Source organism: Citrobacter sp. Cpo032 (genome assembly GCF_030332975.1).
GTDB lineage: Bacteria > Pseudomonadota > Gammaproteobacteria > Enterobacterales > Enterobacteriaceae > Citrobacter > Citrobacter portucalensis.
In genome coordinates, this window is record NZ_JAOWGU010000049.1 from 446,709 (window position 1) to 458,503 (window position 11,795).

The following is an 11,795-nucleotide window of genomic DNA, read 5'->3' on the forward strand; positions in this document are numbered from 1 at the left end:
GTAATCGTCCAACGCTCGGATTGTTATAACAATGAAGCTGAATCATGCCGCATTATTCCTGCATAGCGCTGCGGGAGTCCTGTGCGTATTTTTCGCCACTGAAGCGCTGGCGATCACTGCGCAAACTTCGACCGTAAAAGGGCGTCCGCCCGTTGCGGGTCAATTGCAGATCATCAATACTTCTGCGCCAGGGTTTAATCCAGCACAGGGAGATGAGCTGGAAATTGCCTATGTGTTTCATGATCCCGATGGATTACAGGAAAGCAAACAAGAAAGTCTGTTTCGCTGGCTGGCTGATGGGCAAGAGATTGCAGAGGCAGACCGGCAGCGTTTCTCTCCAGGCAAAGCGCAGAATAAGCACTATCTGACCGTTGAAGTGCTGCCCGTAGAAAGGGAACCTTCCGACCCAGACCGTCCCGATGCGCCGTTTATTAGCCCGGAGACCGCAGCGCCGGTCCTTCCTCCTCGTGCTGCGCTGTTTTTAGCCTTTCAGCAGACCACCAACATGATGCGCTGGGGGGATGCGTACACTTACTGCGCTAACAATGGAATGCGTTTACCCGATGTGGATGACCTGCAGGCGCTGTTTGTGACCTTCACTCGGGCTAATCGGGTGGGTGAGGATTCCATGGGCGATCTGCAGCATACCTATGGCATTCCTGCCAGAAATGCAGTCTGGACGACTCGCGCGGTGGGTGAGGATAACCATTCGGTAGGGGATGTGTTTACCGACGGGCATGCCAGCGTCGTATCAAATGGCAGTCGGCAAACGGTATTTTGTGCAAAGACGGGGCCGGCTCAGGGTCTTCCGGCGATCGGTCACTTAGCGATACCCGCGCCGCGCGAAGGGCAAACAGTAACGCTGTCTTATCAGTATTCCGGCAATCCTACGATTCCTGATCGATCGCGTTTTCAGTGGTTTAGGGCAGATAACGCAGCGGGCACATCGGGTAAAACGCCCATTGTGGGTGCGGTGGAAAAAAGCTATGTCCCGGTACAAGAGGATGTTAATCACTATCTGGTGGTTGAAGCTACTCCGGCGAGCTATGACACGGTTGTTGGAACGCAGGTCACTACGGTTAGTGAACAGGTCGTCGTGGGCGAAGATATTACAGTCCCGGCCACGACGACAATCCACGTCAACGGCGTCACGTTTGATACCAACAGCGGTTTTCCGCGCACAGGTTTTGTGGGAGCCAGTTTTCAGTTACGCATGAATGGCAATGCAGCAAACAATCGAAATTATGACTGGCGTGATGACAAGTCATGGCTAAGTGTGAATGAAAAGGGCGTTGTTAAATTTGCCAGCAAACCAGACGCTGTAGATAGAACAGCAACCATTCTTATCCGGGCGAAAGATGGTAGTGCATCCTATGTTTACACGTTTTCAGTCAATAAATGGCTGATCACCAGTTCATCACCAGCAGGATTCAATAATGACTGGTGTGGTAAACAGGGAGAGGAATACCGCAGACCCACAGCGGAAGAGTCAACGCTTAATGGAGAACGTTCGGCATCAACGGGGCGCTGGTGGAGTGAGTGGGGCGCGTTGTACAACTTTGGCGGCGGTTGGGTGAATGCACCTTACTGGGTTGACGAGTTAGGAAGTAAAAATACGATAAATATGAGCAACGGCCTGATCACCTACACCAAAAAGAGCAATCGGGTGGTGTGCATTACGGCGCTTGATTGAGCTGTTTAACCTGACTGAATGTCTGCCTGTTCGGTGATTATTGCCTGCGGGCAGACATGACAAAATCTTGCCACATCAACGAAAGCTTGTGATACGCAAAGACGTACTAACAATGATTGTTTTGAATAAATAAAAAAGGAAGTATGAATAAATAGCACCAAATCAAAGGGATATGATTTGGTGCGTCCGAGTGGACTCGAACCACCGACCCCCACCATGTCAAGGTGGTGCTCTAACCAACTGAGCTACGGACGCAAAATGGTGCGTTCAATTGGACTCGAACCAACGACCCCCACCATGTCAAGGTGGTGCTCTAACCAACTGAGCTATGAACGCAACGTTGTAGGTGACAACGGGGACGAATATTAGCGGCACAGACCGAATGAGGCAAGAGGGAAATAGCATTTTTCTTCCTGATCTCACGCGATTGCAGAGTAATTAAGCAAGTTGATTATATTTTGTTGATTTTGCAGCGTGTTTTTTATTCAGGCTGTGCGCTGGGGGCATAATGGGGGCATTATGGTCGGCATCCTGCTGTTCAGCATTCTTACCTGATCCGCATTCATTTCGCTGATCCACTTCGAATAAACCTCATAAACCATCTTTGCATTCTCATGCCCCATCTGACTGGCAATGAACGATGGGTTGGCTCCTGATGACAGTAGCCAGCATGCGTATGTATGACGAGATTGATAAGGATCCCTCACTCTAACGCCTGCCCGTTTCATGCCGCTTTCCCAGCTGTATGGAAAAGACCTTTTAGAAAAGTACTGTTTCTTTTCCCTCGATTGCTGTCCTGGAATGAAGACAAACCGGACAGAAAGCTGTTCTGTCCGCCCATACTCGCGATGATGGAGAACAATATCTGTTTTCGGCTGGTTTGCGGTCAGTTGATGGATTTCATTCAGTGCTTCGAATGCTGGCTGTAAAAGTGTGATTGTTCTGATCCCCGCATTAGTTTTAGGGGGAACAAATAGCCCTTTTGCCGTAAGGTTCCTGCATACATGGATTTCCCCCTTTTTCAGATCGATATCTTCCCAGGCGAGCGCACAGAGCTCACCGTGACGCATACCGGTGTGAATTGCCACAATCCAGGTGAGTGCAAACCGGCGAGGCAGAGCATTGATGAAAGCCTGATACTCATGAAGCAGCAGCGGATCGGGATCCCTTTGAGAAACTTTCAGGTTCTTCACATTTTCATAGGGGGCATGAGTGATGAACTTACTAAGGTTAGCCAGTTTCAGCATACTGCATAGTGTGCCCATCAGGTTGTTTACAGTTGAAGCCTTGCGTCCCTCCTTATTGAACCAAACCACTTTTTTGTAGGTTACATCACCAGTCAGCAATTCCTGACGGTATCTCAATAAATCTGTGTGCTGAATTTCGGCAATGTGCGTTCTACCTCCGACAATGCGAAGCAGGGTATCTATCCTGGATGTCAGTGAGTCATGCGATGCCGCAGATAATTCGAGCTTTTTTATTTTTAGGAAAAGGTCACAGAGCTCGTTGAAGGTTGTTATGCGCTGTGTGGTGGTAAACTTTTTGATTGTCTTTGACTCAGGGAATCGTCTCGCATAGTCAAAAGTTCCCATCTGTATATCGCCAATAATTCCAGCACGAAGATTTCCCGCTTTGCGGATGTTCGCGGCGGTGATAGCCCAGCCTTGCAGTACTTCTCGACACCTGGAACCGCGGTAAACGAACCAGATCCTTATTTTTCCATTGTGTATTTCTACACCGGTCGGTAATGCTGCCATTAAGCCTCCTGAACAAATTTATTGATTCGGGGATAGTTGTACCAGAGGACACCATTGCTGCTGCTGGTCTCTCCTAATGCAGTCAGGTGTTTAAAGTGAACACCTTCAATCCACACTCCCAAACGATAGTTTTTAATTTGCCCCTTTGAGAGGCCCGTTCTTTCGCTTAGCCGGGTTTCAACTACCCATTCTTCATTGAAGACGATATCTGGCATGGTCTGTATCTCGTGATTGCCCACCTAATGCGCACAAAAGCCCAGTCCGCCGGATATGGTCTTCTCCGGCGGAGTTTAATCAGGCTGGTGGCGGTAGGGCGGGACAGTAGTGCTTTGGGGATTGCAGTAGATATTGAGACCAAAATCTACTGCGTTTGTTTTAGTAATATATTATTCTATATTTAGCATCTTGAATAAGATGTTATTTCTTTTTCTCGCATCTGATACGATTTTATCAAATGAAATTATCTCTACGTAAGTATTCAATGATTTATGATACCAGATATAACCCTCGTTATCAGGTGTGGATATATAATCTTGATTTAGGGCATGATCCCGAATTGACTTGGTTAAATCACAAATAATATAACAATAAATTGGCACGTGAATCGATAAATGAATATCTCTACCTTTATTGGTTTTTACTTTATTAGGCTCTCTTAGTTTTCGCACGTATCCAATAACTTGGCTGACAGGATTATCATCATAGTCATAATCATCTCTCATTGGACGTTTAAATTCTATGATTGTTGCGCTAGATGGCTTCTTCTCTTCTTCAGTAAATAAAATAGGATTATCAAATATTATGATATCTGGACGACTTTTATCCTGTATATCACAAAATTGATTAAATGGTTGATCCGAAGCCAATAGTGTGTGATATGACATACGTTCATCAATCATCCATAAGTTTTGAGACATTGTAGTAGTGTCTTCACTTGTTGATTTCATCGGGTAAATGATATCATGAACGGCATTCTCTAAAGCATACTTGTCATTTGACTGAATCTCTAAACTTAGCTCGAAGATATCAATTATAGACTTTCTATGGACAATGTATTTTGCTAAATTTGATTTTCCTACATCATTAAGTGCAGTTGTGTATTTTTCATATGCTTTTTTATAATCACCAGATGAAAGTATTTTATGCTCTTTAAGTGATGATTTTATTTTTATAGCTTCTCTTTTTAAATCTGACTCAAAATCTCGGTATAAACGATGTAACTCTATGTCCAGTTCGTTATCATTAAGGCCAAATTTTATTTTTGATAGCCACTGTGGTCTATGCTTAAGCAAAAATCTATATTCATATCCATTTCTTTCAATATACTCAGTGATTCTATTTAGGTTTTCAGCCCTCATTGGTTCTAAATATATTGAAAATATACTATCACAATTAATTAATATTTCGGTTATTATTGAATAAATTGATGGGAAGTCTTTATCAATCAAATCATCATTTTCATTTATTGAAAAACTGGTTCTCTCTTGTGTTAGATTATTATCTAAGTAGTCAGAGTAAACATAAATAGAATATCTGAATTTGTCATTATTTTCATCTAAAAAGAAATTCGGAATATCATTTATGTAGTTTGATATATTGTAATTGGTGACGGTTCTTGAATCGGCGCAGAAATAAATTTTATGTGTTTTCTTATGATTGTAATTTTTTACAGACACAATTTTAAAATAATGATTCCCTATTTTTATATTTGAATATGCTATATCACTTGAGTAATTTTTATTGAAGTACTCTAGTAAATCATATTCTTGCCCTGTGTTGTCATAAATCATAAATCTACTTATTTTATTATCTATGAAATATGTAATGCAGTGTTGAATTATTTCATCGCAATAATCCTCCAGGCTTACTGGCATTTTTTCTCTGTATGGGGATTTAATGTCCTTGAAAGTGATTAAAGTAATAGGAGATACAATATTTTTATCAGAAAGTTTAGGCTTAACATCATCTAGACTATCATCTTCAATTGTAAAGTCGAACGAAACATTAAATAATTTATTATTTTCATAGTAATCGCTATCTATGCTTATAGAGTTGAATACCTTTAACCATGTAAATCGTCCTACTCCTTTGCATCCTAATTCTGACTTGAAAGATGATTCTGCTGTTTTGAACGAGTCAAGATTGTAGGGGTTAAATCCAGCGCCAGAATCTGCTATTGTAATTGATTCAATTGGGCTTAATGCCATATCTTCTTCATTTGACTGAAGTTGTGATAGGTCACGTAAGAATTCTATCTCAATATCCGCCTTTGAGGATGAAGCTTGAATTGAATTTATTATGGCCTCAAATAGAGGAACTAAACGTTCAGATGGTTTTAACTTTAAATTTCTAACTTTCCCTGCGACATCCGTAATCATTGCGCACTCCTCATCACTTTTTTGAGGAATTGTATCAGGCGTTAGATGATATACATAATAGGTATAGGGTATTGGTATGCTTTTTTTGATAGCTACCATCTTTTTTTGATTGGATAAATAGTGGCTAATCATTTAAATCGACCTGTATTGTATTCACTGTGTGAATTTGATGTCGAGAAATTTTGCTTAAACATCGCAGTAGCATATATGAGCAACGGCTGTTTTCCTCCGAAATCGCTCTCTATACTGGTATCTTTAGAGCTACTTTCAATTGACTACAGCCGCTTCCTTTTATTATTCTTCGATAGAACGGATAAATTCAGCGTGGACGCCTTCTTCACTGTCGAAAATTGAGAACAGAAACCAGCCATCACCATCTGGTGGTGTGGGTTCCCATTCTTTAAGAGTTTCAAAATTCTCCAGACAGCGATCGAAAAGGTCGTCATTCTGATCTTCCAGGTTAACAACCCTTTGCTCCAAAGCATGAGACATGAACCAGTCTTTAATCTCGGACGGGGGAGTGCTTTCATCCCAGTCGGGTTGAAGAGCTGATGCAGGGTGTGTCCAGTAGCCGATCTCATCGCGTTCCACCGGAACAGGGCCAATGGGCAGGTAAAGCAATTCTGCCAGTCGGCGGGATAAGACAGAATCGATGCAGCAGGATAAAGCCATCAGATCGAGCGCATCCATCTGCTGTATTCGTCGTGATTCTGAGAGTTTACACGTTAGAGTCGATTGTAAATCAACAAGTTCTACCGCTTTGATTTGGTTAACTGCATTGTCGAGGGTTAGGCTGGGCACTACTTTTTCTGCACCAGTAGACAAGAGTAATTGCTGATCTGGCGTCAGGTTCGGCGCTACATCCGCCAGCAAATTTATTATCTCTCTGACAATGCCGGACTGCTTCATTGAATGCTGGTGGATAAGTTCGCTCTCAGCTGCCAGGTTAATCATTTGCTGATGCTGAACATCCGCCAATTGGCGCTGAACCTGCCAGCGTGAAAGTAGTTCTTTAAGCACCGGGCCTGCTTCGCTGTAGCCAGCCAGTTTTGTCGCTGTTTCGATCAACTCAGCGTCAGTTTTGTGTTGTAGGCTCATAATTCCTCTTATGCTGCGTTGGTTTTGGGCCAGTTTTCTGCCTGCCAGTCTTTGACGACGTTAATGCAGGCGGCGTGAACCTGGCGTGCAGTCGCGATACCGAATCCTTTAACCAGGTTGGAGAGTTCTTCCGGGGTATGGCTTACTACAGTCCACAGGCTGTAAAGACCGGAGGCGTTTAGCAGATCAAGCCACTTGTCCTGCAGGGGAAGATTGCTAAGAGGGGTCGCCATTGCCCACTCAGTACGCTTAACCAGGTGAGGGTGGGTATCGCCCAGCAGCTCAATGATCCGGCGATTTAACGCAATCCCCAGAGCAGAGGGCCAAGCTGATTTGAACTGGTCAAGAATCGGATACCGCGCACGACACCACTGCGTAACAGATACCAGAACGGATATGCCGGAGTTGCTCCGAATTTCGATATGCCAGTCAATATCCTGAAGCAGGTCGAGATGCAGATCCCGGTCGGTGGATCCCAGCGTCAGTCGCCAGCCGAAGGTGTAAAAGTAAAACTGGAGACCGCTGTCGTCGGCAGCCGGGTACCAGACCGGTTCAACGTCGCCGTCAATACGCTGTAACCGGGTGCGCAGCTCTTCATTTTCGAGGCTAAGCCCTGCGTTTTGCTGGATGGCGACCGCCAGATTGGTTTTCGTCGTGGCCAGTTCGCCCCGGATCTTCCGCATCTCTTGTTTTTGCTGGTCGAGAAGCGTGGTTTTACTGGCGATGGTTTCTTTGAGGCTGACTATCTGCGTTTTCTGGCGTTCCGGGTTCATCGACTTGAGCTGGTCATTCTCAGTCTTCAGTTGTCGCTTATCACCCTGCAGAACAGAAATCTGTGCTTTTGCGATTTCCTCTGCGGCCCGAGCTTCTTTTGTTGTTAACTCCATTTCAGCCAGCTTTTCAGCGAATCCTGCTGCCTGAAGTCCCAGCGTGGTGTTTCGGTCATCCAGTGCTTCGCATTGCTCAACAACAGCGTTGAACTCGTCAACCTGTTGGTTGTATTGCTCGATAACCAACACTTCTAACTGGTCAGTCAATGCGAGAGCGCTTTCGACAGATGCCCGGGCTGTGCTGGCAGTCTGTTCGATGGCCAGCTCGAGCTGGGAGCGAACAGGGCGCAATGAGGTTGCCAAAACTGTTGCCACCGTAGGGTCAGAAATAGTGATCATTCTGACACCTCCTGGCTTCGACGCTGGCAGAGTTCAGCCCGAACGTTACGATAATGCTTATTTGTTTCTGAGCAGGGGTATTCAGTCGATTTCAGCCAGAATGCCTGTGCTGTTTTGTAGTTCCCGCGCCGTTCTTCGCTGGCGGCGCGTTCGGTGATCATCTTGCCTTGCTCTTTCATCTTTTGAGCCAGTGTTTTCATAGGTGCTAACCTTTGTATTCTCGAAATAACAGGTAATGACGCGGCTGTAGCCGATAACGAATAACAGCCGGTCAGTTGTGCGCAGATACCGGTATCCGCGCCGTCGCTGCAATCCCAGTTTTCGCAGCCTTGCCTTGGTCAGGGGTTTTGCCTGCAGAAGATCGTCGATGATGAAACAGGGAAGGGAATGCCGCCGTTCGGTGTAACGCCGTATGGCGTGGTCAGTAATGCTGTTAACCATCGCCAGACGTGGGATGGTAATGTCAGTCATTAGCGGGATTTAAACTCCGTAATGGCCTTGAGAAGGCGGATTTGCCAGAGACAGTCGTTAAGCGGCATGTGAATACCGGCGGAAAGATGTTTAAGCGAAGAGGCAACAAATCCGTTGCGTTCGGCATCATTGAGTAGCGACTGCACATCATTCACATTACGGCGAAACCAGGGCACCTGAACGTCAGCATGCTGGAAGGCATTTTCCCACTGTGGGATATCGAAGCGCGCTGGCTTTGCCCAGATATGCACTGACTGATGTAAATCACTGAGGCCCGGCGTCTCGTCTTCCTGCCAGGTACGGCGGCAGGAATCGATCACGAAGCGGTAAAACTCGCAGCATGCCGAACGAATGGAAATGCGGTCCTCATCACCGTAGAACACGGACTGCTGTGTCTCTTTATCCCGCGCCATCCACCAGGCCACAGTGCTGGCGTCAATTACCGTTCCGGGCTGACGGTCATGGCTGATACTAATGACTTTCTCAGCGAGCGGGGTGAAGGTGTGTGGATCGAACTGAACTAACCCAACCTGAGCAATATGCGCGTTGGGCAGAACGGATAACGTTTCGTTATCGACCATGATATGAACGGGTTCTTGCATAAGTACCTACATCTGCATTGCGAAGTTGAGAAAGGCCAGTGCAAAGGCGCACAACACTACGGCGAAAAGTACCGGCCAGCGCAACTGACTATCTGGCGGCATTACAGTGACAGGCTCCGGATGCTTGTTAAAACGCGCCTGGCAGCGTGGGTGAGGCCGAAAAGGATCATTGATAAAGATGGTTTGGCGGGCGTTACGGGCCGCCATGGATTTTGTTAACACCTGAGATTTCATGTATATTTCTCCTGCTCCTTACTCTCCGTTAGGGGCAATACCATTCAAACTGCTAACCTTGTCTGGTATCTCGTGTAATCAGCGGTTTGGTCGCTGCTGATTGGGATAGCCCCGGTTTGGTCGCCGGGGCTTTTCTCTTTGTGAGGTGCCTGCTTTTTTCCACTTCAGGCGAGGTGGTACTCTTGCTGTCACCACAACAAGCGAGAGTTATTCGATGGAAGAACAACAAACCGGCGAGTGTCCGCTCTGCGATACTGGTGCGTCTTTCAACTTCACCGATCATGAAAACTACAAACTCATTCAGTGCCCTGAGTGCGGTATTTTTGAAATAAGCGTGGGTGCTGAAAGAACGCTGCGGGACAGGCATATGGAACAAAGGCTGGAATACGCTGAGTTATCCAGAAATGCACCGAAGGGGCAGATGCTGGTTATCAAACTCAACGTTACAGTGGATGGAAATTTTCTTGTTTACGGATACGCTGCTCTTCGGTGAGCATTGCGTCCGGGATTTCACGAATTGAGACCATGTATCCGTTTTTATTGATCACTTTATTCAACGTCTGAAATACCTGCGTTGGCCATTCGTATACCAGTTCATTTATTTGCGACAACGTTTCAGGAGATGGTGATTCGTTTTCAGGATTGGATTTCGACATGTTGATTCCTCAAAAGTCCGGCATATTCAGATACCGGACTTTTACGAGAGATGTACAGGTTAGAGTTCCAGTTGGCGAATAATCTCGTCCAGCTGCGCATTGGCAGTAGCGACAGATGCCCCGAACCGGTGAATAACATCGGCCAGTGGAGAAAGTGGTTCATTTACTTCACTTGCACCAATTCCTTTAACTTCCGGGCAGGGGGTAACTACCGGGATCAAGCGGTCATGCAAATTGCTGATTCGTCCGTGAAGACTATCAAGCTGATCCCACACCTGATTGACCTTTACATCGATTACAGAACGCTTGGGTTCGGCACATACTGCCATGCCTGTTGTCCCGTTTTGTCCATTCATAGGGTGCTAACCTCTTTGTTGTGAGTAGTGACGCTGTGCTGCGTCATGATTTTCAGGCCTAATTTGAAAGCAAGGTGATATTCCGCAACTGCACCGTCGCTGCTTTTCCAGCCATTAAGCATGTAGATAGCATCAGCACGCTGAAGCATGGATGAATCGCCACGGGTTTAACAGACACCTCGGAGTCATTTAAGATGACTTAAAGAGAGGTGCCCATGAGCGGTAAACGTTATCCCGAAGAGTTTAAAATTGAAGCAGTCAAACAGGTTATTGATCGCGGTCATTCTGTTTCCAGCGTTGCAACACGTCTCGATATCACCACCCACAGCCTTTACGCCTGGATAAAGAAGTACGGTCCGGACTCATCCACTAATAAAGAACAGTCAGATGCTCAGGCCGAGATCCGCCGACTCCAGAAGGAGTTGAAGCGGGTTACTGACGAACGGGACATATTAAAAAAAGCCGCGGCGTACTTCGCAAAGCTGTCCGACTGAGGTACGCCTTTATTCGTGACAACTCCCGTTGCTGGCCTGTTCGTCTGCTCTGCAGGGTGCTGGATGTTCATCCCAGTGGCTTTTACGCCTGGTTTAAGCAACCGTATTCTCAGCGCCACCAGGTAGATCTGAGACTGACGGGACAGATCAAACAGTTCTGGCTGGAGTCCGGTTGCGTTTATGGTTATCGCAAGATCCATCTGGACTTGCGGGATAGCGGTCAACAGTGCGGAGTGAACAGAGTCTGGCGACTGATGAATCGTGCCGGGATAAAGGCTCAGGTCGGGTACCGGAGCCCGTGGGCACGCAAAGGCGAGGCCAGTATCGTATCGCCCAACAGGCTCCAGCGACAGTTCAATCCGGATGCTCCGGATAAGCGTTGGGTAACGGACATAACCTACATCAGGACCCACGAAGGCTGGCTGTATCTTGCTGTGGTTGTTGATCTGTTCTCACGCAAAATTATCGGCTGGTCAATGCAATCCCGGATGACAAAGGACATTGTCCTGAACGCACTGCTGATGGCTGTATGGCGGCGTAATCCCCAAAAACAGGTGCTGGTTCATTCGGACCAGGGCAGTCAGTACACAAGCCATGAGTGGCAGTCGTTCCTGAAATCACACGGCCTGGAGGGGAGCATGAGCCGTCGCGGTAACTGTCACGATAATGCGGTTGCAGAAAGCTTTTTCCAGTTGCTGAAACGCGAACGGATAAAGAAAAAGATCTACGGAACGCGGGAAGAAGCCCGCAGCGATATTTTTGATTACATCGAAATGTTTTATAACAGTAAGCGTCGGCATGGTTCGAGCAATCAGATGTCACCGACAGAATATGAAAACCAGTATTATCAACGGCTCGGAAGTGTCTAGATTATCCGTGGCGATTCA

14 protein-coding genes and 2 tRNA genes are annotated in these 11,795 nt (G+C 46.4%); 2 read left to right on the plus strand and 14 right to left on the minus strand.

What is annotated here, in order from left to right:
• The first annotated feature begins 31 nt into the window (after positions 1–31).
• The gene (locus tag OGY33_RS20705; protein WP_191238566.1) at positions 32–1,693 is read left to right on the plus strand and encodes a hypothetical protein; all 1,662 of its coding nucleotides are present in this window, start codon (positions 32–34) and stop codon (positions 1,691–1,693) included.
• Between the two features lie 178 nt (positions 1,694–1,871).
• On the opposite strand, the gene OGY33_RS20710 is transcribed toward OGY33_RS20705, so the two are convergent.
• From OGY33_RS20710 to OGY33_RS20770, 14 genes are all read right to left on the minus strand, one after another.
• Positions 1,872–1,948, minus strand: a tRNA-Val gene (locus OGY33_RS20710).
• A 4-nt stretch (positions 1,949–1,952) separates the two neighbouring features.
• Positions 1,953–2,029, minus strand: a tRNA-Val gene (locus OGY33_RS20715).
• A 149-nt stretch (positions 2,030–2,178) separates the two neighbouring features.
• Entirely contained in the window at positions 2,179–3,450 is a 1,272-nt protein-coding gene (locus OGY33_RS20720; protein ID WP_191238565.1) for a site-specific integrase, read from the minus strand.
• A complete protein-coding gene (xisR, locus tag OGY33_RS20725; RefSeq protein ID WP_043016519.1) occupies positions 3,450–3,665 on the minus strand; it encodes an excisionase family protein in 216 nt (71 codons plus the stop codon). The genes OGY33_RS20720 and xisR overlap by 1 nt, the downstream gene beginning before the upstream one ends.
• 171 nt (positions 3,666–3,836) lie before the next feature.
• On the minus strand, positions 3,837–5,828 hold the full coding sequence (locus tag OGY33_RS20730) for a hypothetical protein (protein WP_286572254.1): 1,992 nt from the start codon (positions 5,826–5,828) through the stop codon (positions 3,837–3,839).
• 294 nt (positions 5,829–6,122) lie between these two features.
• Positions 6,123–6,926, minus strand: coding sequence for a hypothetical protein (locus OGY33_RS20735; protein WP_191238563.1), 804 nt, complete (start codon positions 6,924–6,926; stop codon positions 6,123–6,125).
• A gap of 8 nt (positions 6,927–6,934) precedes the next feature.
• The gene (locus OGY33_RS20740) at positions 6,935–8,095 is read right to left on the minus strand and encodes a hypothetical protein (RefSeq protein WP_191238562.1); all 1,161 of its coding nucleotides are present in this window, start codon (positions 8,093–8,095) and stop codon (positions 6,935–6,937) included.
• Positions 8,092–8,256, minus strand: coding sequence for an ANR family transcriptional regulator (locus OGY33_RS24505; protein WP_353622504.1), 165 nt, complete (start codon positions 8,254–8,256; stop codon positions 8,092–8,094). The genes OGY33_RS20740 and OGY33_RS24505 overlap by 4 nt, the downstream gene beginning before the upstream one ends.
• Positions 8,177–8,566, minus strand: coding sequence for a hypothetical protein (locus OGY33_RS20745; RefSeq protein WP_262411181.1), 390 nt, complete (start codon positions 8,564–8,566; stop codon positions 8,177–8,179). The genes OGY33_RS24505 and OGY33_RS20745 overlap by 80 nt, the downstream gene beginning before the upstream one ends.
• Entirely contained in the window at positions 8,566–9,168 is a 603-nt protein-coding gene (locus OGY33_RS20750) for a 3'-5' exonuclease (protein WP_191238560.1), read from the minus strand. Before OGY33_RS20750 ends, OGY33_RS20745 begins: the two co-directional genes overlap by 1 nt.
• Positions 9,169–9,174: 6 nt before the next feature.
• On the minus strand, positions 9,175–9,402 hold the full coding sequence (locus OGY33_RS20755; protein WP_043016517.1) for a hypothetical protein: 228 nt from the start codon (positions 9,400–9,402) through the stop codon (positions 9,175–9,177).
• A 443-nt stretch (positions 9,403–9,845) separates the two neighbouring features.
• Positions 9,846–10,058: a hypothetical protein gene (locus OGY33_RS20760; RefSeq protein WP_171862900.1), complete on the minus strand. Its 213-nt coding sequence runs from the start codon at positions 10,056–10,058 to the stop codon at positions 9,846–9,848.
• A 59-nt stretch (positions 10,059–10,117) separates the two neighbouring features.
• On the minus strand, positions 10,118–10,414 hold the full coding sequence (locus OGY33_RS20765; RefSeq protein WP_191238559.1) for a hypothetical protein: 297 nt from the start codon (positions 10,412–10,414) through the stop codon (positions 10,118–10,120).
• Entirely contained in the window at positions 10,411–10,563 is a 153-nt protein-coding gene (locus OGY33_RS20770) for a DUF4406 domain-containing protein (RefSeq protein ID WP_286572256.1), read from the minus strand. The genes OGY33_RS20765 and OGY33_RS20770 overlap by 4 nt, the downstream gene beginning before the upstream one ends.
• Before the next feature lie 66 nt (positions 10,564–10,629).
• Here OGY33_RS20770 and OGY33_RS20775 point away from each other — a divergent pair.
• A protein-coding gene (locus OGY33_RS20775) for an IS3 family transposase (protein WP_191238548.1) occupies positions 10,630–11,777 on the plus strand; the annotation gives its coding sequence in 2 pieces (ribosomal slippage) (positions 10,630–10,867 and positions 10,867–11,777; 1,149 coding nt in all).
• The last annotated feature ends 18 nt before the right edge of the window (positions 11,778–11,795 follow it).

What these genes read in the sequence shown, in the direction of transcription:
- OGY33_RS20705 (WP_191238566.1), top strand. Translation starts at nt 32, where the DNA reads ATGAAGCTGAATCATGCCGCATTATTCCTGCATAGCGCTGCGGGAGTC.
- OGY33_RS20720 (WP_191238565.1), bottom strand. Translation starts at nt 3,450, where the DNA reads ATGGCAGCATTACCGACCGGTGTAGAAATACACAATGGAAAAATAAGG.
- xisR (WP_043016519.1), bottom strand. Translation starts at nt 3,665, where the DNA reads ATGCCAGATATCGTCTTCAATGAAGAATGGGTAGTTGAAACCCGGCTA.
- OGY33_RS20730 (WP_286572254.1), bottom strand. Translation starts at nt 5,828, where the DNA reads ATGATTACGGATGTCGCAGGGAAAGTTAGAAATTTAAAGTTAAAACCA.
- OGY33_RS20735 (WP_191238563.1), bottom strand. Translation starts at nt 6,926, where the DNA reads ATGAGCCTACAACACAAAACTGACGCTGAGTTGATCGAAACAGCGACA.
- OGY33_RS20740 (WP_191238562.1), bottom strand. Translation starts at nt 8,095, where the DNA reads ATGATCACTATTTCTGACCCTACGGTGGCAACAGTTTTGGCAACCTCA.
- OGY33_RS24505 (WP_353622504.1), bottom strand. Translation starts at nt 8,256, where the DNA reads ATGATCACCGAACGCGCCGCCAGCGAAGAACGGCGCGGGAACTACAAA.
- OGY33_RS20745 (WP_262411181.1), bottom strand. Translation starts at nt 8,566, where the DNA reads ATGACTGACATTACCATCCCACGTCTGGCGATGGTTAACAGCATTACT.
- OGY33_RS20750 (WP_191238560.1), bottom strand. Translation starts at nt 9,168, where the DNA reads ATGCAAGAACCCGTTCATATCATGGTCGATAACGAAACGTTATCCGTT.
- OGY33_RS20755 (WP_043016517.1), bottom strand. Translation starts at nt 9,402, where the DNA reads ATGAAATCTCAGGTGTTAACAAAATCCATGGCGGCCCGTAACGCCCGC.
- OGY33_RS20760 (WP_171862900.1), bottom strand. Translation starts at nt 10,058, where the DNA reads ATGTCGAAATCCAATCCTGAAAACGAATCACCATCTCCTGAAACGTTG.
- OGY33_RS20765 (WP_191238559.1), bottom strand. Translation starts at nt 10,414, where the DNA reads ATGAATGGACAAAACGGGACAACAGGCATGGCAGTATGTGCCGAACCC.
- OGY33_RS20770 (WP_286572256.1), bottom strand. Translation starts at nt 10,563, where the DNA reads ATGCTTCAGCGTGCTGATGCTATCTACATGCTTAATGGCTGGAAAAGC.